The sequence below is a fragment of the Methylobacterium sp. E-016 genome (assembly GCF_022829745.1).
In the GTDB taxonomy this organism is placed as follows: domain Bacteria; phylum Pseudomonadota; class Alphaproteobacteria; order Rhizobiales; family Beijerinckiaceae; genus Methylobacterium.
This window is the reverse complement of sequence record NZ_JAKSYF010000138.1, coordinates 98,368-116,098: the sequence shown is the minus strand read 5'-3', so window position 1 is coordinate 116,098 and position 17,731 is coordinate 98,368. Positions and strand designations below refer to the sequence as shown.

Annotated in this window: 18 protein-coding genes and 1 pseudogene; 9 read left to right on the top strand and 10 right to left on the bottom strand. The window is 66.9% G+C overall.

The window, feature by feature from the left end:
- Positions 1–49: 49 nt before the first annotated feature.
- Positions 50–493 (bottom strand): MucR family transcriptional regulator, encoded by a 444-nt coding sequence (locus tag MKK68_RS20550; RefSeq protein WP_244032727.1) that lies wholly within the window; start codon positions 491–493, stop codon positions 50–52.
- A 183-nt stretch (positions 494–676) separates the two neighbouring features.
- Here MKK68_RS20550 and ctrA point away from each other — a divergent pair, with 183 nt between their 5' ends.
- Complete coding sequence (gene ctrA, locus MKK68_RS20545) at positions 677–1,378, top strand: response regulator transcription factor CtrA (protein ID WP_244032724.1); 702 nt, start codon at positions 677–679, stop codon at positions 1,376–1,378.
- Positions 1,379–1,697: 319 nt separating this feature from the next.
- A complete protein-coding gene (locus tag MKK68_RS20540; protein WP_244032722.1) occupies positions 1,698–3,608 on the top strand; it encodes a hybrid sensor histidine kinase/response regulator in 1,911 nt (636 codons plus the stop codon).
- Between the two features lie 209 nt (positions 3,609–3,817).
- Here MKK68_RS20540 and MKK68_RS20535 read toward each other — a convergent pair whose 3' ends face one another.
- Positions 3,818–3,970: a hypothetical protein gene (locus MKK68_RS20535; protein ID WP_244032720.1), complete on the bottom strand. Its 153-nt coding sequence runs from the start codon at positions 3,968–3,970 to the stop codon at positions 3,818–3,820.
- Between MKK68_RS20535 and MKK68_RS20530 the strand changes: the two are divergent.
- Positions 3,932–4,291: pseudogene (locus tag MKK68_RS20530) on the top strand (integrase core domain-containing protein); the annotation flags it as partial. The gene MKK68_RS20535 and the pseudogene MKK68_RS20530 overlap by 39 nt on opposite strands.
- 211 nt (positions 4,292–4,502) lie before the next feature.
- Here MKK68_RS20530 and MKK68_RS20525 read toward each other — a convergent pair.
- Together MKK68_RS20525 and MKK68_RS29565 are read right to left on the bottom strand one after the other, a co-directional pair.
- The gene (locus tag MKK68_RS20525; RefSeq protein WP_244032718.1) at positions 4,503–4,940 is read right to left on the bottom strand and encodes a MucR family transcriptional regulator; all 438 of its coding nucleotides are present in this window, start codon (positions 4,938–4,940) and stop codon (positions 4,503–4,505) included.
- Between the two features lie 196 nt (positions 4,941–5,136).
- The gene (locus MKK68_RS29565) at positions 5,137–5,271 is read right to left on the bottom strand and encodes a hypothetical protein (protein WP_279605441.1); all 135 of its coding nucleotides are present in this window, start codon (positions 5,269–5,271) and stop codon (positions 5,137–5,139) included.
- 200 nt (positions 5,272–5,471) lie between these two features.
- Here MKK68_RS29565 and MKK68_RS20520 point away from each other — a divergent pair, with 200 nt between their 5' ends.
- Both MKK68_RS20520 and MKK68_RS20515 read left to right on the top strand, forming a co-directional pair.
- Positions 5,472–6,005: a MucR family transcriptional regulator gene (locus MKK68_RS20520; protein ID WP_244032717.1), complete on the top strand. Its 534-nt coding sequence runs from the start codon at positions 5,472–5,474 to the stop codon at positions 6,003–6,005.
- Between the two features lie 196 nt (positions 6,006–6,201).
- Positions 6,202–6,408, top strand: a complete 207-nt coding sequence (locus MKK68_RS20515) for a hypothetical protein (RefSeq protein WP_244032716.1) — start codon at positions 6,202–6,204, stop codon at positions 6,406–6,408.
- Between the two features lie 1,291 nt (positions 6,409–7,699).
- Here the strand turns inward: MKK68_RS20515 and MKK68_RS20510 are convergent.
- The gene (locus MKK68_RS20510) at positions 7,700–7,933 is read right to left on the bottom strand and encodes a hypothetical protein (RefSeq protein WP_244032714.1); all 234 of its coding nucleotides are present in this window, start codon (positions 7,931–7,933) and stop codon (positions 7,700–7,702) included.
- Between the two features lie 280 nt (positions 7,934–8,213).
- A complete protein-coding gene (locus MKK68_RS20505) occupies positions 8,214–9,062 on the bottom strand; it encodes an acyltransferase family protein (RefSeq protein ID WP_244032712.1) in 849 nt (282 codons plus the stop codon).
- A 74-nt stretch (positions 9,063–9,136) separates the two neighbouring features.
- Here MKK68_RS20505 and MKK68_RS20500 point away from each other — a divergent pair, with 74 nt between their 5' ends.
- Both MKK68_RS20500 and MKK68_RS20495 read left to right on the top strand, forming a co-directional pair.
- Positions 9,137–10,441 (top strand): polysaccharide biosynthesis/export family protein, encoded by a 1,305-nt coding sequence (locus tag MKK68_RS20500; RefSeq protein WP_244032711.1) that lies wholly within the window; start codon positions 9,137–9,139, stop codon positions 10,439–10,441.
- Between the two features lie 151 nt (positions 10,442–10,592).
- Positions 10,593–12,815 carry a GumC family protein gene (locus MKK68_RS20495; RefSeq protein WP_244032709.1) on the top strand — a complete coding sequence of 741 codons (2,223 nt, stop codon included), beginning with the start codon at positions 10,593–10,595 and terminating at the stop codon, positions 12,813–12,815.
- 304 nt (positions 12,816–13,119) lie between these two features.
- On the opposite strand, the gene MKK68_RS20490 is transcribed toward MKK68_RS20495, so the two are convergent.
- Positions 13,120–13,668: a phospholipase A2 family protein gene (locus tag MKK68_RS20490; protein ID WP_244032766.1), complete on the bottom strand. Its 549-nt coding sequence runs from the start codon at positions 13,666–13,668 to the stop codon at positions 13,120–13,122.
- Between the two features lie 559 nt (positions 13,669–14,227).
- On the opposite strand from MKK68_RS20490, the gene MKK68_RS20485 reads away from it, so the two are divergent.
- A complete protein-coding gene (locus MKK68_RS20485) occupies positions 14,228–15,220 on the top strand; it encodes a helix-turn-helix domain-containing protein (RefSeq protein WP_244032708.1) in 993 nt (330 codons plus the stop codon).
- Between the two features lie 122 nt (positions 15,221–15,342).
- Positions 15,343–15,756: an RNA polymerase sigma factor region1.1 domain-containing protein gene (locus MKK68_RS20480; protein WP_244032707.1), complete on the top strand. Its 414-nt coding sequence runs from the start codon at positions 15,343–15,345 to the stop codon at positions 15,754–15,756.
- A 264-nt stretch (positions 15,757–16,020) separates the two neighbouring features.
- On the opposite strand, the gene MKK68_RS20475 is transcribed toward MKK68_RS20480, so the two are convergent.
- The 3 genes from MKK68_RS20475 to MKK68_RS20465 form a co-directional block, all read right to left on the bottom strand.
- Complete coding sequence (locus MKK68_RS20475; RefSeq protein ID WP_244032706.1) at positions 16,021–16,503, bottom strand: YidB family protein; 483 nt, start codon at positions 16,501–16,503, stop codon at positions 16,021–16,023.
- A gap of 157 nt (positions 16,504–16,660) precedes the next feature.
- Positions 16,661–17,107: a BA14K family protein gene (locus MKK68_RS20470; protein WP_243937926.1), complete on the bottom strand. Its 447-nt coding sequence runs from the start codon at positions 17,105–17,107 to the stop codon at positions 16,661–16,663.
- A gap of 172 nt (positions 17,108–17,279) precedes the next feature.
- The gene (locus MKK68_RS20465) at positions 17,280–17,663 is read right to left on the bottom strand and encodes a CsbD family protein (RefSeq protein WP_147859831.1); all 384 of its coding nucleotides are present in this window, start codon (positions 17,661–17,663) and stop codon (positions 17,280–17,282) included.
- Between the last annotated feature and the right edge of the window lie 68 nt (positions 17,664–17,731).

Below are 17,731 nucleotides of genomic sequence, written 5' to 3'. Positions count from 1 at the left end.
ACCGTGACGCGGTCGAGCTCGGGCTGTCTCGAGCAGAAAGCCAGCAAGCTCACGCTTCGTCAGGGTTGTTGCCGGCCGCCTCTGATGCCGCCTTGCGTCGCAACTGCCCCAGACCGAGGCTCTTGGCGAGTTCGGAGCGCTTGGCCGAGTAGCTCGTGGTCACCATCGGGTAGTCGGCGGGCAAGCCCCACTTGGCGCGATAGGCCTCCGCTGTCAGGCCACGCAGGGTCAGGTGCCGCCGCATCGTCTTGTAGCCCTTGCCGTCCTCGAAGCTGATGATCGCATCCGGGGTGATCGACTTGCGGATTTGGGCGGGCGTTAGTTTCTCGGGCTCGGGCGATGCAGCGGGCTCGTCACCGCCGAGGTGGCTCAAGGCGGCATGGACGCTGCCGATCAAGCTCGGCAACTCGCTAGCCTGGATGTGATTGTTCGAGACATAGGCTGAAACGATGCCAGCCATCATCGCGATCACATCGTCGTCTTCAGCCACCATTGTTTCATCCACCATAAATTACATCTCCAACCTGCCAAATAATACCTTTTGTCATAGACGACGTCCGCCAAAATAACAAGTCGCCATCCTGCAGTTACTGCGCCGGAATCTGCTGCCATCGATAGTACAGCAATCTGTTAACGATCTTGGGCTAGGCGATGTTAACACTCATGGGGACGGGCGATGCGGGTTCTGCTGATCGAGGACGATACGGTGGTGGCCCAGAGCATCACGTTCATGCTCAAGACGGCCGGGCTCAACCCCTTCGTCACCGATCTCGGTGAGGAAGGAATCGATCTCGGAAAGCTCTACGATTACGACATCATCCTGCTCGACCTGAACCTGCCTGACATGTCGGGCTACGAAGTGCTGCGCAGCCTTCGCCTCGCCAAGGTCAAGACCCCGATCCTGATCCTGTCGGGCATGGCCAGCATCGAGGACAAGGTGAAGGGTCTTGGCTTTGGCGCCGACGACTACCTTACCAAGCCGTTCCACAAGGACGAGCTCGTGGCCCGCATCCAGGCGATTGTTCGGCGCTCACAAGGGCATGCCGAAGCCGTGGTCACGGTCGATGATCTCACGATCAACATTGACAAAAAGTTCGTCAAGGTCGCTGGAACCTCGATCAATCTCACGACCAGGGAGTACCAGATGCTGGAACTCCTTGCTCTGCGGAAAGGGACGGCGATCACCAAGGAGATGTTCCTTAACCATCTCTACGGCGGCATGGACGAGCCAGAGGTGAAGATCATCGACGTGTTCATCTGCAAAATGCGGAAGAAGCTCGCCAACGCCAGCGGGGGCAAGAACTACATCGAGACCGTCTGGGGCCGCGGCTACGTGCTTCGTGAAGGTGCGTCCGAGATGCGGGCCATGGCGAGCTGAAGCGCCAATCCACAAGCTTCATGTTGTCTGCCACGAACCTGATCCGCCTTGCACCACGCGATAGCCGCCGCGCTCCGGCTCCTGGCTTTGGCGCTCAACGATGCGGATGGGTTTGGTCCAACAGCGTTTAGACCCAATCAGATAGCATAGGACCATCGCGTGGCGGTCCACATGAGCCCGCTCGATTTTCGTGCCGTCGATGCAATGGCTTTGCGATACGGACAAGTCGTGACACTCCTCCGCGATGAGCAGCTTGCATAGACTGATCGGAACCATCGCCCGACACCGCCCATCGCCGGGCATTCGCTACGGCGTACCGTTGCTGCTCGTCACGTTCATGACGTTCGTGCGCTTCCTAGCGCCGGCCTATATCGCTCCCTTCCTCCTCTACATCCCCGTTCTGTTGGCGGTAAGCCTCGCCTTCGGCCGGGGGGCCGGAACGTTGGTTCTCACGCTCTCCACGCTGATCGCCACTTGGTTCTACACGCGCGACGGGAGCCTCGACGGTGTCGATGTCTCGCTCCTGTGTCAGTACGTGTTGATTGGCGCCGTCATGATCTGGATCTGCGACTCGCTGCGTCGGTCCGTTGTGCAGAACGAGGCGACGCTGGAGCGCCTTGACGGTGCGAACCGCACCCTTGTTAGCAACCAATCGGAATTGACCGCTGCTAATGCTCGGGCCGAGGCCGCGAAAGAGGCTGCCGAGGAGCATAGCCGGGCCAAGAGCCGGTTCCTAGCCAACATGAGCCACGAGTTGCGCACGCCGCTATCCGCGGTGATCGGCTATTCCGAGATGCTCGAGGAGGAGGCGGAGGAACTCGGCCAGGACAGCCTCCTCAAGGATCTCGGCAAGATCAAGTCGAACGCCCAGCACCTGCTCGGGCTGATCAACGACGTGCTCGACCTGTCCAAGGTCGAGGCCGAGAAGATGGAACTCTACCCCGAGGACATCGACGTCACCACCTTCGTCACGGACGCCGCCGGTACGGTGGAGGCGCTGGTCGCCAAGAAGGGCAACGTCCTCGCGTTGGACGTGGTCGATGACGTAGGCCGGGCGCGCACGGACGCGACCAAGCTGCGCCAGTGCGTGTTCAATCTTCTGTCGAACGCGGCCAAGTTCACCGAGGGCGGCACCATCACGCTGACGGCGGCCCGGGAGGTCAACGTGACCGGCGACTGGCTCCGTTTCACGGTGCAGGACACTGGCATCGGCATGAGCCCGGAGCAGGTCGGGCGCCTGTTCGAGCGGTTTACTCAGGCCGACGAGAGCACCACACGCAACTATGGCGGCACCGGCCTCGGACTGGCTCTAAGCCGCGCCTTCGCCCAGTTGCTCGGCGGCGACATCACCGTCGACAGCGTCGAGGGCGAGGGGACGAGCTTCACCCTCCGCATCCCGGCGGCGGCCCCCGAGCAGGTCGTTGAGGCGGCACCGGCGGCTCCCGAGAACCAGATAACGGTGGGCGACCTCGTGCTGGTCATCGACGACGAGGCCAACCAGCGCGAGCTGATGACCCGGTTCCTCGAACGCCAACGCTTCGCTGTCCGCACTGCGGGGGACGGGCGCACTGGGCTCGACCTCGCCAAGTCGCTCAAGCCACGCGCGATCCTACTCGACGTGATGATGCCCGAGATGGACGGCTGGTCGGTGCTAGCCGCCCTGAAGGCAGACCCGGAGACTGCAGGCATTCCCGTGGTGATGGTCAGCTTCGTTGCCGACGCGGCGCTGAGCGCCTCGCTCGGTGCGGTTGAGGCGGTACCGAAGCCGGTGGACTGGGCGCGCCTCCGGACGATCCTTGACCAGTTCCGGGCGGCCGACGGCGACGTGCTCGTGGTCGACGACGATGCTGATATGCGCCACCGGCTCCGGACGGTGCTTGAGCGCAACGGCTGGACCGTCCGCGAGGCTGGGAACGGCTGCGAGGCGCTCGAACAGGTCCGGCACGGCGTGCCACGCCTCGTGCTGCTCGATCTGACCATGCCAGTGATGGACGGGTTCTCGTTCCTCGATCGGCTCCGGGATTTGCCCGGCTGTACCGAGGTGCCGGTAGTAGTGTTAAGCGCTCGCGACGTCACCGCGGCCGAGCGTGACCGTCTGTCCGGGGCAGATCAGGTGCTGCGCAAGGGCGACACCAGCCTGCAGGACATTGCTACCGAGCTGCGCAAAATCGATAACCGCCAAACCGACGCTGTCGAACAAGATGCAGCAGGAGCGCCTTGTCGAATTTGAGAGTATCACCTTCTTTAATGCCCTGTGACATGCCGCGCCGCCCACTCGTCCGCCGTCAGTTCCGGGCCGGTGACGCAGACCACGCCGTTCGTGACGATGCCGAGGCCATCGGCGACCCACGCCTGCCAGTCCTCGACGCGGATGCCAGTTCCGAGGCATGAAGGACGATCGGTGAGGACCGCTGTGGGAGCGCCGGCACCAGCCCGCCTTCAGTTCATCCGGCCAGCGGCACGCTCCTCGGCGACATAGCCGATGAACCAGTCGAGCTGTTCGGCGAGGCTGTGGCCTTCGAGGCTGGGTGAAGCCCGGAACGCCTCTGCGGCTCTGATAACGGCTCGGAGTTCGTTGCGAAGGCTGTCCAAGCTTGGATTACCGGCGTCGGAGCAAAGACGGCCTACATCACGCCAGGCTCACCGTGGGAGAATGGCTACGCTGAAAGCTTCAACGCACGGCTTCGCGACGAACTTCTGAACGGCGAGATCTTCTACACACTCAGAGAAGCGCAGGTCGTCATCGAAAGCTGGCGACGTTACGACAACGGCGTGCGCCCGCATGCATCGCTGAGATACCGGCCGCCGGCCCCGGAGGTGTTCGTGCCAGCCTTCTCAGCTTGGCCGGCGGCGCTCGCCCGACCAGCTCCGCCGGCCAAACTACCCGTGGCGGAGCGGCCCACCGTGCACTAACTTTACCCTTGGATCACCTCGTGGGGTCCGATCATCTGGCCTTGCAACACCGGCTGAGGATCAGTTGCCGATGGGGGCGCGCTTCATGCCGAAGCCGTTCTCGGACGAGATGCTGGTCAATGCCACGCAACGGATCATATCGGCGCGCGGCATTGGGCTGTGAAGGTCGCCTCGTCGGTTAACCGATCGAGGCGACACCGAGCTACACTGCTCAGGCAGTCGCGCGACCAGGCCGGCCCAAGCCGATGTCCCTTGCAAGCTGAGAGCGGGCTTCCGAGTAGCTTGCAGTGACCATCGGGTAGTCCGACGGCAGGCCGAACTTCACCCTGTAGCTATGTGGGTCGAGACCGTGTCTGCTGAGATGACGCTTGAGCGTCTTGTACCGCTTGCCGTCAATGAAGCTGATGAGGGCGTCCGGCGTGATGGATTTTTTGATCTGTGCCGCGGTCGGCTGCTCGATGCTCTCAGCAGGAGCGCTGGTGCCCGCAGCTCTGGTGCCGCTGTAGAGGGTCAACAGAGCCTTATAAACGCTGCCGATGAAATTCGGAAGCTCAGAAACGGGGATGGAGTTGGTCGCGACGTAGGCGGCTACGATTTCGCTGGCCAGTGCGAGCGTTTCGGAGTTCTGACCCGAGTTTTCTTCAGTCACTTAGGTTGTCCTTCGAGTTCCCCTCTCGCGTGAGATCCTTCAATCTTCGTGTCAATTCAAGGCACAGCTTACGTTATATCGCGCGGGCCTGCTACGATCTATACGCATGATCTGCGAAATCGGTTCGGGAAAGTGATCCGGGGCGTCCCTGTGGGCGGCCCCGGCTCTTGCCCATCGCTCCGCGGTAGCGATGGCATCAGACGAGATGCGTCTGGCTGTTCCCGGTCGCCGAAGCGTTGGGGTCGAGACCGTCTGGCGCTGCTATGCTGGCCGTGTTGGCGCCGAGCAGGGGGCCGAGTGTCAGGGTCGCGCCGAGGATGAGCTTGTTCATGGAGAAGGGTCTTCTACGGCATCATACCGTAGGACCGGAACAGAGACCGTCACGCCAAGTTCCTGCGTGAACGTGCTTTGGGGTGTTCTCGCGGTTTTATGAGGACACCCTATCGGCTTCAGTATTTTCCGCCAAGCTATCACTTGACGATCCGGCGGAGCATGTAGAGCAGTAAGCCTCCTTTTGTGGAGGAGACGACCTTGGACGAACAAGTCGAAACTCAATCGACCGATTTCATCGAACTCGCTGCCGACCTCGTAGCGGCTTACGTGTCGAACAACCGGGTGTCCGTATCAGAGCTACCTGGTGTGATTGCTTCCGTGCACGCGGCCATGTCCGGCCTAGCCAACGCAGCGCCCGCCGAGCCCGCAGGCCCTGAGAAGCCGACGCTGGCACAGGTCCGCAAGTCGATCACGTCGGAAGCGCTGATATCCTTCATCGACGGGAAGCGCTACAAGACGCTCAAGCGCCACGTTACCAAGGCCGGCCTGACGATGGAGACCTACCGCGCGCGCTACGGCCTGCCGTCGGACTACCCTTCGACCGCCGCAAACTACTCCGCTCAGCGTTCCGAGCTGGCGCGCTCCCTCGGCCTTGGCCAGCAACGGCGCAAAGCGGCTCCTAAGGCCGCTGACGCTGACGAGACGGTCTCTGAGGCACCCAACTCCCCCAAGGGCAAGCCGAAGGCCGCCAAGGCCGCCGCGAAAGGCCGCGGGCGGAACGAAGGTCGCTGAGACGGCCTAAGGCCGCTCAGCGCCCCGTTCCGGCACACTGCGGCGCCCGTCGCGGTGATGAGACCCTAACCAAACGCCGCCATCCTGCACCCGGGCCAAGTTGCGTATCGGCCGAGCTGGTGAGATCCGGGGTTCCCCCGTCCCGTGAGCAGATCGGGACGGGGCCGAACCGTTCGACCGTCCAAGAAGCCTTCGGATGCCACCTCAGGATAGAACGCTCCTCACCGACGAAGCCCTCGATCAGTTCGCGCGCCGGTGGTTCGCGGACGTGCGGGCGGAGCATCCCGAACCGCGCTTGAGCAGTGAGCAGAGGGATGCAGCTGGCGGAGTTGGAGCCGGGGCGCTCGATTGGCTGTTCAGCGACGATGACGGCGACGCCGCCGGGGCTGACGGCGGCGATTAAGGATGTGCGGATATCGCCGTCCTCAGCAGTCCCCCGCCTGAAACCGGGTACGACCTTACGGGTTGAGGAAGCGTCGCCGTTCGACGGCTGAGGCCTCTCCCATGCTCCTGATCGTATCCCTCGTGGCTGGCACCTTCGCGCTCGCCGGTTCCTTCTCGTTCATCGCCATCATCGCGGAGTGAGGCGGATGGCGCCCGCCAGCCCGTAACCGGGCGGCGGGACCGAACTAGGCGGCGTAGAGCGTAGCGAGCTCGACGACGTCGCAACGAATGCTCAGCGCGCTCCGGCGGCGCCCGTCGATGGGGTGCTCATGCCCGACGAGCTAGCGCCCGGCGAACCGGTCCCTGTGCTCATCCCGTTCGCTCCCGGGGCCGTCATCGGCGTAGAGCCCGTGCCGCCGCCGGCATTCGCGCCACCGGGAGTAGCGAGTTCCTTCGGCTGACTCGTGGCCGAACCGCCGGTGCTGCTGGTCCCCATCCCAGTTCCGGTCGTGCCGGAGGGGGCGGTCGCTTGCGCGAACGCAGCGCCGGACAGAGCCAGAGTGCACGAGGCGGCGAGTGCGAATGCTCTAATCGACATAAATGTTCCTCACGCTGCGCCAATACCGGCGCGTTGATGCTAAGACCAAACGTGCGCGAGGTTGCTTTTGTTCAATAATCTGTGTGCTCGTGATTGAGCCTTACCCGCCTTGTAAGCTCTCGGCGAATTCGTCCGGCACCTGGCCGAACTGACCTAGGATCGTTGCGCTCTTAAGCTAGCCGGTCTCGTCGTCGGCCACTACCTTCAGCGCCGTGGTGCCAGGCATCAGGCCGGCCAAAGTTTGGATCCCGCCGTGAATCTACAGGCAAGGCAATGACCTATCAAATATGTCCCGCCAGGTTGACCTAAGCGACCGGCTGATAGTCGAGCGCCGGCAGAGCAGCACCGCCCAGGGGGGCACCGTGCGGCCTAGCCGGCGCCGTCGCGAACCACTCAGCGCCGAGCCGAATTACCTTTGCTCTCGTCCTGAATGAAGAGGACGGCATGGCCAACGATCTAGAGGGCTTAGAGACCGGTGAAGGCGTAGCGTGGCGGTCGTTCTACCGGGGCGTTCTATCTTTCCGTAGCGTGCCCTTATGCGAATGGGCCGCCGCCGCAGCCGTCACGGTGAGCGTCTGCTATGGAGGAGCGTCAGCTGCTCGTTGAATAACCGGATTAAGCGCAAAGCCGAATGTCGGTTTTGGGACCAGGATTGGGCTCGGTGCAGGTACAACGGCCGTGAGACGCCGGATTGATAGTCCGACCCTGGAAATTATCTCGCGACTTCAATGATATAGGTGTTCGCAGTTTCATTCTGTCTGGCGCGCCATTTCCGTACAGAACTGCGAGCACCGGGTGCGATGTGAGCATCGCGGCCCGCGATGACGGCTTCGTGGTGCGCCTCGTCCCCATCGATCCGGATGACATCGCCTTCGACGCGATCGACGATCGCCTGAAGCCAGGCCTTGCGGAACCGGATCTCACCGGGCGTCACGGTCTCGCGCATCGGCGCCCGGTGTTCGGTCCCGGCATTTGGCCGATCGGATCTGACGTGAAGCGGTCGTTCTCGGCGGACCACCCTTGCAGATGGCCTCATGGAAGCGCGACCGCTCGAGCTGGTCGCCGCCGACCACCGGCCGTCGGCCGATCCCGCAGCGCTGCCGTCGAGAACCTGGCCCATGGGGTGCCCATCCACGCGGACGTGAGGATGACGCCGCCAAGATCTCGGATCCAACATGCGACGATACTTGATGAAGAGCCATGCCCCAGCCTTCATCGGCAACCGGCTAAGTGTTGGAACCGCCCGTTGCGACGACATCCGCCCGCGGGATGCGGTCTGCCGATCCTCGCGACAGGCGCCGGCCCAACCGGATCATCGGGCGCTCGATGCGCATGTAGACCATCCAGGAGACGACCAGCGTCGACAGCGTGCAGATCGCCATCGTCAGCGCGTCCGGCATCGATCCCGTCAAAGGCATCAAGCGATAGATGGCGACGTTCACGCTCCCGTGAAGGAGATACATGGCGTAGCTGATCAGCCCGATCCGAGCGAGCAGCATCGAACGCGGGCGACGCGCCCGAACGGCGATCCAGAACGTGGCCACCGCGAGCGCGTAGGCGCTCATGACGGGGATGCGTCCGTCGATGACGAACAGGTCGGCACGCGCGAGCGAGTAGTCGGCCACCAGCAGGACGGCGCCCCCCTGCGCGAGGACGAGGAGGAGTACGGCCTCCATCGCCCCCCGGCGCCGCTCGACCATGCCGAGGCGCAGCAGAAGCCCGACGAACAGCCAGGCGAGGTGAAGCCCGAGATACTGCACGGGCAGGTTCGCCAGCCCGTGGATGCGCAGCGTCACGGGCAGCACGGTGGCGGCGATCAGCCCGAGCGCCACGGCGAGAAGCACGCCGACCCGCCGCAACGCGCCCGCCGAGAAGAGCAGCGCGACGAGGAGGTAGAAGACGAGCTCGACGAACAGCGTCCAGTGGATCGGCGACAGCCAGGGCTGCCCGAGGATCGTCGGCGCCATGGTCATGTTCGCGAGGACGGTCGCCGTCGCCGGCGGCTCACCGGAAACCCACGCCGTCGCCGTGAGGACGGCCAGCGTGAACGCAGACGCGATTTCGAGATGATCCATTCGGGTCTCGACGGGAAGACAGGTCGGTCGCCATGCATGAGCTCTCTCGATGGGTCGGCCGCCTCGGCTCGGTGGTGCTCGCCGTCCTGGCGGTGATCGCGGTGGGATGTTCCGCCCACGCGCAGGACGCGGTCTATCGGATCTCGTCCGGCGACAAGATCACCCTGTCCGTGTTCGGTCAGCCGGAGCTGGCCGGGGACTACGTGGTCGGCGGCGATGGCAGCATTCTGCTTCCCATCGTCGGCGACGTCGCGGTCGCGGATCTGACGCTGCCCGAGCTTCAGAAGCGTGTGACGGAAAGGCTCGCCGACGGCTACTTCCATCAGCCGGTCGTGAGCGCCCGGATTTCCGAGATGCGGCCGATCTACGTGATGGGCGACGTCAAATCCCCGGGAAGCTATCCGTTCCGCTACGGTGCCACCGTCCAGAGTGCCATCGCCCTGGCAGGGGGATATGCGCTGCCCGAGCAGGCGCAGATCGGGCTGCGCACGGAGTTTCTCCTGGCCGAGGAGCGCGTGCGAGCGCTCGAGCTGACCCGCCGTACGCTCCTGGTCCGCCGCGCTCGCCTGTCGGCGCAGCTCAACGACGCGCCGAGCTTCGCGCTTCCCGCCGAGCTGACCGAGGACGATGGGACGCGCGCCCTCCTGAAGGCGGAACGCGAGATGCTGGAGACCCAGCAGAAGGCTCTGAAGGCCGAGGTCTCGCTGCTCGAGGAGCAGAAGCCCCGGCTCGAAGCGGAAATCGTGGGAAACAAGGCCCAGTCGGCTTCCGAGCAGGTGCAATTGAACCTGATCCAGGACCATCTTGGCGACTACAACAAGCTCATGAGCGACGGTCTCGCGCGGCGCTACACCGGGATCGAGCTCAAGCGCGAGGAAGCGCGCAACAAGGGAAACATCGCGCGCCTCTCCTCGGAGCTGGCCCGTCTCGAGCTGGGCATCGGCGATCTCGCCGTGCGCGTGCTCGACACGCGGAACACCTACAAGCGGCGCGTCATCGTCGAGTTGCAGGAGCTGCGCTCTCGCCTGGCCGAGGTCGAGACGAGCCTCCCCACGGCGCGGGAGGTCCGCGAAGCGCGCATCCAGCAGGGCGGCACCCTCGGCATCGCCACGTCGCAGGAATTGAGCCGCAGCGCCTTCGTCACCCGGCGCCAGAACGGGAAGGCGGAGACCGTGCGCGTGACGCTGACAACGGTCCTTGCGCCGGGCGAGATCGTCGAGATCCGCCGGGACGGCGCAGCGTCGGATGCCATGGCGCAAGGCGGCGCAAGCAACGGCGTCGCCGCCAATGCCACGGCCTCTGACCGCGCAGCGCAACGCCCGACCACATGGACCTCCGCGGATCCGACCGACAAGTACCCGGGCGCTCTGCTTCGATAACCGATCGGCGCCGCGGGCATCGTCCGACCGCGTACCCGGCCCGACCGCGAGCGGCGCCCCGGAAGGCGCCACCGATGCCAGACCACCGTGCGGCCGAGCGGAAGCTCTACGCCTCGAAGACCATCCGACAGCCTTCAACGACGAGGACGACATGAACCAGTTGCCGCGGTTCGATCCCCACCTCAGGGAGACGAGCGTCCGTGATCACTACGACGGCGTCGCGCAGTCGGCGATCAAGATGATCTTGCGTCGCCGCCGGCTCATCGGGGTGGCGCTGGTGGCCGGGTTCGTGATGGGCATCGCCGGGCTGATCCTCATCAAGAAGACCTATACCGCAGACGCCTTGATCCAGCTGACCTTCAGCCGCGACGAGCAGACGCGGACGGGATCATCGGCGCAATCGACCGGAACGGCGGTCGAAGCGTCGGCCCTCGTGGAGAGCGAAGCGCGCCTGCTCCGCTCCAGGGCCGTCGCCCGCCGGGTCGTCGCCCGCCTCAACTTGGCGGCAGATCCGGAGTTTGCGCCCGCGACCCCGTTCATCCTTCGTTTCGAAAGCTGGCTGCCCGACAATCTCCGCACCATTCGCCCTTGGCAGACGCCGTCCTCGGACCAGACGTTTCGCGAAGACCTGATCGCGCACGCACTTCTTCAGGGGCTCTCCGTCACCAACGACATTCGGTCCTACATCATCGGCGTTTCTTATGCTTCGGCCGATCCGGAGCGATCAGCGAAGATCGTCAATGCGTTCCTGGACGAATACATCAGCAACAACATGGAGACCGGCGTCAGGGCTGCCCAGCGGACAAGCGACTGGGTCGCCTCGCAGATCCGTCAGACCCGCGCGTCGCTCGACATCGCCGAGTCGGCCGTGAACGCGTATCGGCGCCAGTCGGGATTTCTCGAGCTGTCGACCGACGGCGGAATGCCACAGCAGCAACTGCAGAACCTCTCCGCCCGTCTCGATGCGGCGACCGCTTTGCGCCTGGCCGAGGAGGCGAGGGTCGCACACGCCAAAGAGGTCTTCGTCGCCGGAGGCGTTCCGTCCGCGGAAGACCTCGCCGGTGCTCCGGTGATCCGGGAACTCCTGGAGAACCGCGAGAAGCAGCGGAGGGAACTGGCGGAACTCGCCCTCAACGGACCGAAGCATCCCGGCCTCTCGCGCGCGCGATCCGCGCTCGACGACACGGAGACGCGCCTCCACGCGGAGATCGAGGGAGCGATCAAGGAATTGGACGGCCGCTTGAGATCCGCCGCCGACGCGGAGGCAGCGCTCGCGGCTCACATCAGGCAGACCAAGGACACGGCGATCGACTCCAAGAAGCGCGAGACCCAGCTGAAGAGCCTTCAACTCGACGCGACCTCGTTGCGTGACAGGCTGAAGGTGCTCACCGAAAGTTATGCCCAGGCCATCGCCGCAGCGGGCCTGGCGTCCACCAGCGCGCAGGTCGTGATGCGGGCCGAGGCGATCCCGCTTCCCTCGGGACCGAACCCGGTCGTGATCTTCGCCGTGGCGATGCTGGGCGCGACGGCGATCGGGATCGGCGGCGCCTACCTGCTGGAGAACCGGCACGACGGCCTCCGCTCGGAGGCCGAGCTGTCGGCCGAGACGCAGACGCCGTGCCTCGGCATGATCCCCGACCAGCCGAAGCGCCCGAAGCCGAGCGACAAGCGCCTTTTCGAGGAAGCGATCCGGTTCCTGGCGGCCTCGATCGACGTGCAGACCGCCGCCGCCTTCGGCCGCGTCCTCCTCATCACATCGTCGGTTGCCAAGGAAGGCAAGTCGGACGTCGGCCGCGCCCTGGCGACCGAGGCGGCCAGGAACGGCGGGAGAGCCCTCATCGTCGATGTCGCGTCGCGGTCGACCGAGGAAACAGGCACCCTATCCCTGCCGCTCGATGCGGCGGTGAGCGACCCTGATGCCTTCCTGAGGGATTTCGCCGACGATCCGGTCGTCCGTTTGGCAGCGCCACGCTGGATCGCTTCCGACGATCTCACCTGCATGCGTCTCGCAGCCTTCATCGAACGGGTGAGGTCCTCGTTCGAGATCATCATCCTCGAAGCTCCGCCGGTTCTGCAGTCGCTCGACTTTCTGCCGCTCGCAAGGCTGGCCGATCTGGTGGTTCATCTCGCCCGGTGGGGCACGACGCCTCGGGAGACCATCGCGGCCGCCTTCAAGCGGTTCGATAGCCTTTCGGTTCGCGTCTGCGGGACCTTGATGACCCACGTCGATCCAGCGACGAACCAGAGCGCCGGCAGGAGCGGTCGAGGCGCGTCGTCCTGGGACCGAAGGGACTCTGCCGCGAAAGGGCCCTTCCTCGGCTCCATCCGCTCGGCGATGAAGCGCACACGGGCTTCGCAGCTGCTGAAACACTGAGGATTCCGCGCTGCCCACGCGAAGGACGGCACGGCGTCGACGACCGTTCCGCGAGGCCGGTCGCTCTCCACGCCGCGAACGTCCGCGAGGCGAATGCCCCGGCCCCCCGCACCGTCCCCGTCGCCCTCGACCGCGACGGACCGGGCATCCATGGTGCCGCTTCGACCTCGGGCCTCCACCGGACCGGGCGCTCATCCGCGGCGTCTCGACCGGCCCCGACAGGGCGGATGGCGATGCCGGACCGATCCGACCTGTGCCGTCCCAGGGTCCCGGCCGACGAGGGCGACCGCGTGCCGGGCCCGGCTCAGGGCGCCCGGCAATTCATCGCATCGGCGGCCTCGGCGACGCTGAGCGACCGCCGGCGAACCTCGAGCGGGACGTCCGGTCGTTCCGATACCGCCGTCGCCTCGCGCCTGAGTGCCTGGTCGCACGCGCACGAGCGGTGCCCGGCCGCATCGTAGCAGGCGTCGTGGCGCTGGCAGGCGGCGTCGAGGGCGTCGGTCGGCGGCAGGTCGGCGCCGCGCTGGCCCGCACCGCAATAGTTGCCGTGAAACAGTTCCTTGCCCGTGAGCACGTTCGCGAGGTCGCCCTTCGGCGGCGGCGCCTCCTGCGGCGTGCCGCTCGGGTTCAGGTCGTTCGCCGGTCCGCCGGACTTGCTGGCCGACCCACGCAGCGTCTTGGGAATGCCCGATCGCGCATCGGGCTCTCCGAGACTTTCTCCGGTGCGGGAGTTCGGATCGGACAGGTCCGGAAGCGGCGGCGGCGGCCCCGGCCTCGCCTCCTCAGAGCTCGCCGAACCCGGATCGTCCTGCGTCGTCTGCGCCACGGCACCGTGTGCCAGGAACACCGCCATGGAGAGGACCAGCGCAACCAGGGTTTTCAAGTCCGACTCCCGTGGAGCGAGGCGAGCACGTCGTTCGGCGCGCCTGGCCGGCGCCATCGGCCCTCCGAGACGGATCGCCTCGAAATCGAAGTCTCCGAACGCAAGGACGGTCCTCGCCTGGGTAGGGGCGGGACGCGGACCAGATACGGCGACGTCGAGGAAAGCGTTCCACGCCCTGTGCCGGAAAGCGCGATCGAACGGGACGACGGGGGGATCGCCGTCCCGACGATGTCGCTGCGCGTCGGCATGACCGCGACCGCGTCGAGCCCGCGGTGGATGCCAGAGAGCGGCCAGGCTCACCCGTTCGCCGGCACGGAGGCTGCCGACGACAGCCTGCCTGCGCGACGGATGGGAAGCGGGATGCCGGGCATCAGCCGGCTCGCCGACGCCGATTGCGCAGGCCGCACGTGGCTGCCGGCGAGGAAGCCACGATCAGAGATCACGCAAAGGTGAAGTCAGGCTTATCTAAGGTTGCCGATATCAAGCGGAACAATGCCCGAAGCCGTGCCGTTGCTTGCCGTCTGACGGCATGCCTCGGGCGCGTTGGGGTCTGCAGTTGGACGTCGAGAATTTCGAAGCTTATCACCGCCTCTACGGCGGTGTCGCCGACCTGTCGCGGATCGGCGCCGGCTTCAGCGCGCGCCTCAACGTCATCCGCCTCCCGCGCCTGGTGCTGCATGAACGGCGCGTGGAAGGCGTCTTGTCGAACCGCACCTGGGCGTGCGTCGGCCGCCACGGCTTCGATCACATCACGCTCCATCTCCTGAGATCCGGGGATTTCGTGTCCGGTCCGCCCGGTGCCGAGCGGCGGCTTCAGCCCGGCGAGGTCGTCGTGCTCGACACGAGCCGCCCCCACGTCTCCCGCATGACGACGCGGGCGGACCTGCTCACGATTCAGGTGGCACGCGCCCACGTCGCGGAGGTGATCTCCGATCCGGCCGGGATCCACGGCACCGTCCTGCCGGCCGCGGCTTGCGGCCTGCTCACGGATTTCCTGGCCTCGCTCACGCGGCGATCCGCATCGCTGCAGCCGGATCCGTCGGCCCACGTCGCAGCGGCGGCGATCAACCTGCTGAGCCTAGGCCTCAAGGGCCTGCCGGCCTCGGCCGAGGCGCTTCCGGCCGAGGCGGGGGACGCGCTGCGGCGCCGGCGTGCCGAGGCCTTCATCGCGACGCGCCTGCCGGACCCGAACCTCGATGCGCATGCCGTCGCGGACGGGATCGGGATCTCGCGCTCCGTCCTGTACCGGGTCTTCGGAGTGGATGGCGGGGTGAGGCGGTTCATCCAGCAGCGCCGCCTGGACGAGCTGCGCCGCGCCCTCCTGCGCCCCGGCGAGACGCGCCGTCTCGGAAGCCTCGCCTACGCCCACGGATTCGCCACCGAAAGCCATTGCAGCCGAGCCTTCGCGGCGGCCTTCGGCCTCCCGCCGGGGCAGTTCCGGACCGAGCTGACCCGACCGGATGCCGACGAGGCGATCGATCGCGAGGACAGCCTCATCGGCTTGGCCAGGGCGCTGTACTGACGATCGGCCCCGACGCCAGGATCCGCGCACGCGCCGCATCGAGCCCGCGCGAGCCCGCGAAGGTCCGTGAAACCCGCTTGCCCGGCGCCACTTATCGCAGGGGAAACGGCGGGAGGAAACGGATGGCAGGCACGATCGACCGCGCGACGCTCGACCGTCTGATCGCCCTGGGGCGCGAGCGCGGGGAGCTGACCGCGAGCGAGCTTCAGGCGGCTCTGCCGGTCGAGACCTTCGACGTCGACGCCCTCGTCCTGGTGATGCTGGAATTGGAGGTGGCGGGGGTGAGCGTGGAGCCGGATGCGTTCGGCCCGCGCGCCGAGACCGACGCCGCGCCGCGCCTGACCCTCGCGAGCCCGGAGCCCGGCGTGCCCCGCGTGATCGCAACGACCGGCGAGGGCGAGCCGGTCGCGGCCGCCGCGCCGGCGGCCGAGGCGGCGGAGCCCGAGGCCGACGAGACCGAGCCGGTCGGACGCGTCGTCCTGCTCGCCGGCCTCCTGGTCCTGCTGGTACTCGGGACGATCCTGGTCCTGGCCTGAGATGCGGAGCGAGGCGGCCGGGCTTGTCGATCCGGTCCGCGCGCCATCGCGTTGGCCCCACGGAGCCTGCGCTGCGCCGCGCAGGCCGAGACGTCACGAAAGGCTGCGCTTCGCGGCCACCGAGCCGTTGACGCAGTCGACGCACCCTTCCCGCCGTACATCGGACGGCCCCGATCCCGGGCCGCATGCGCGACGATCCACGAGACGACACGGCGCGCCCTGACGGCCGGCGCCTTCGCGCGCCGGCCGCATCGTCGTTCGGCGTCAGGCGAGCTTGCGACCGTCGGCGGCGTAGCGGTCGATGGCCGAGGGCAGCTCGCGCGAGAGGCGCGACAGGAGCGCGGAGCGGCTCAGGCCGGTCTGCTGGGTCAGGTGGTCGAGGGTCTCCGGGCCGATGGCGCGCTCGAGATCGGCCTCGTGGATGTCGCGGTTGGCGCCCTGGTTGATCCAGGAATTCGCCGTCTCGCCGTGGCCGCCCTTGGTGAAGTGGTCGACGAGCTCGCTCAGGCCGCTGGCGATCAGGCCGCCGACGCCGGCCGAGCCGACGCCACCGAGGAGCCCGCCCAGGCTCGAGAGGCCGCCGTTGCCGGACGAGGTCGTGGAGCGGCTCGACACCGGCGGAATCGTCGCGTGCCCCGGCGTCGCATCATGCCCCTTTAGGAGCTCGGCGAGCTTATCGCGGTTCTGGTAGCCGGCCACGGCCAGAAGGCCCAGCAGCGCGGTCATCGAGGGATAGCCCTTGCTCATCGGTCGTCCTTTTGGGTTGTAAGGTGGAAGGTCCGGCACCAGACCGGTGCTCGAAGGGAGCGGGAGCGCGCGCCGCCCGCCGATCCGCGAGGCGTCCCGCGCGCTCAGGATCGGGGGACCGGACCCGCAGCGTTGGCGAGCCCGGCGGGGTCTGCGATCACGGGCAGGGGTGACGGTCGCCGTCGTTGCCGAGGTAGGTCCCGCTGGCGGCATCGTAGGAGCGGAAGCGGCGCGCGCAGGCGGCGACCGCCTCGGGATCCGGGCCGCCCTGCACCACCACCGGCGCGGCCTGCGCCTGCGCGTTCGCGATGGCGCCGCCGATGATCGCCCCGGCCGCCAGGCCTGCGACGCCCGCGCCCACCGCCGCGCCGACGCCGGGCCCGCGACGATGGCCGTAGCCGCGTCCATAGCCGTAACCCCGGCCGTACCCCCGCCCGCCGCGCCAGCCGTGACGATGACCGAAGCGGCGATACTGCACGTAGCCGGTCGGCAGGTCACCGCGCACCAGCGCCTCGACGGGGGCGCTGGATGCCGGGGCGGCCTGGGCCGGCAGACCGACCAGGGTGGCGGCGACGGTGGCGGCGAGGGCGAGGGTCAGCTTCATCGTGGATCGTCTCCTGATGGGCGGGGGAAGGGGGATGCTTCAGTAGCCGCGGCGGTTCGGCGGGGCGGCGGAGCGGCCGGCGAGGCGGCGGCTGACGTAGGCGATGACCTTCGGGAGCAGAAAGGCGGTGAGCAGCTAGCGGATCATGGAATGCGTCTCCGATGGGATGGGTTCAGGACCTGGAACGGGACAGCCAGCCGACCGCGAAGGCGACGGCGGCGAGGCCGACCAGGGCGGAGACGCGGTTGTCGTCGGCGTAGCGCGCCGCCTGCCGGCCGTAGGACGATCCGCGCTTGCGGGCGTGGCGGGTGAGATCGCGGCCCTCGTCGATCCAGCGGCCGGCTTGGTCCTCGACCGCGTGGGCGAGGGCGCGCCCGTCGTCGAGAAGGTCCTCGGCCCGGTCGCGGGCGCGGCCGTAGGCGTATTGCGCGCCGCCGGCCGCCTGGTTCACGGCGCCGCGGACCTGGCGGCCCGGGTCGCCGGTGAGGCCGCCGAGCGCGCTCTGGGCACGGCCCTTGAGGTGGCGCGATGCGCCGCGGAACTGGTCGCCGTTCATGGATCTCTCCTGGCTTTCGAAGTATCGGGCGGCGGTCGGGCCCCGGTCGGGTCGCCCGCCGCCGTGCC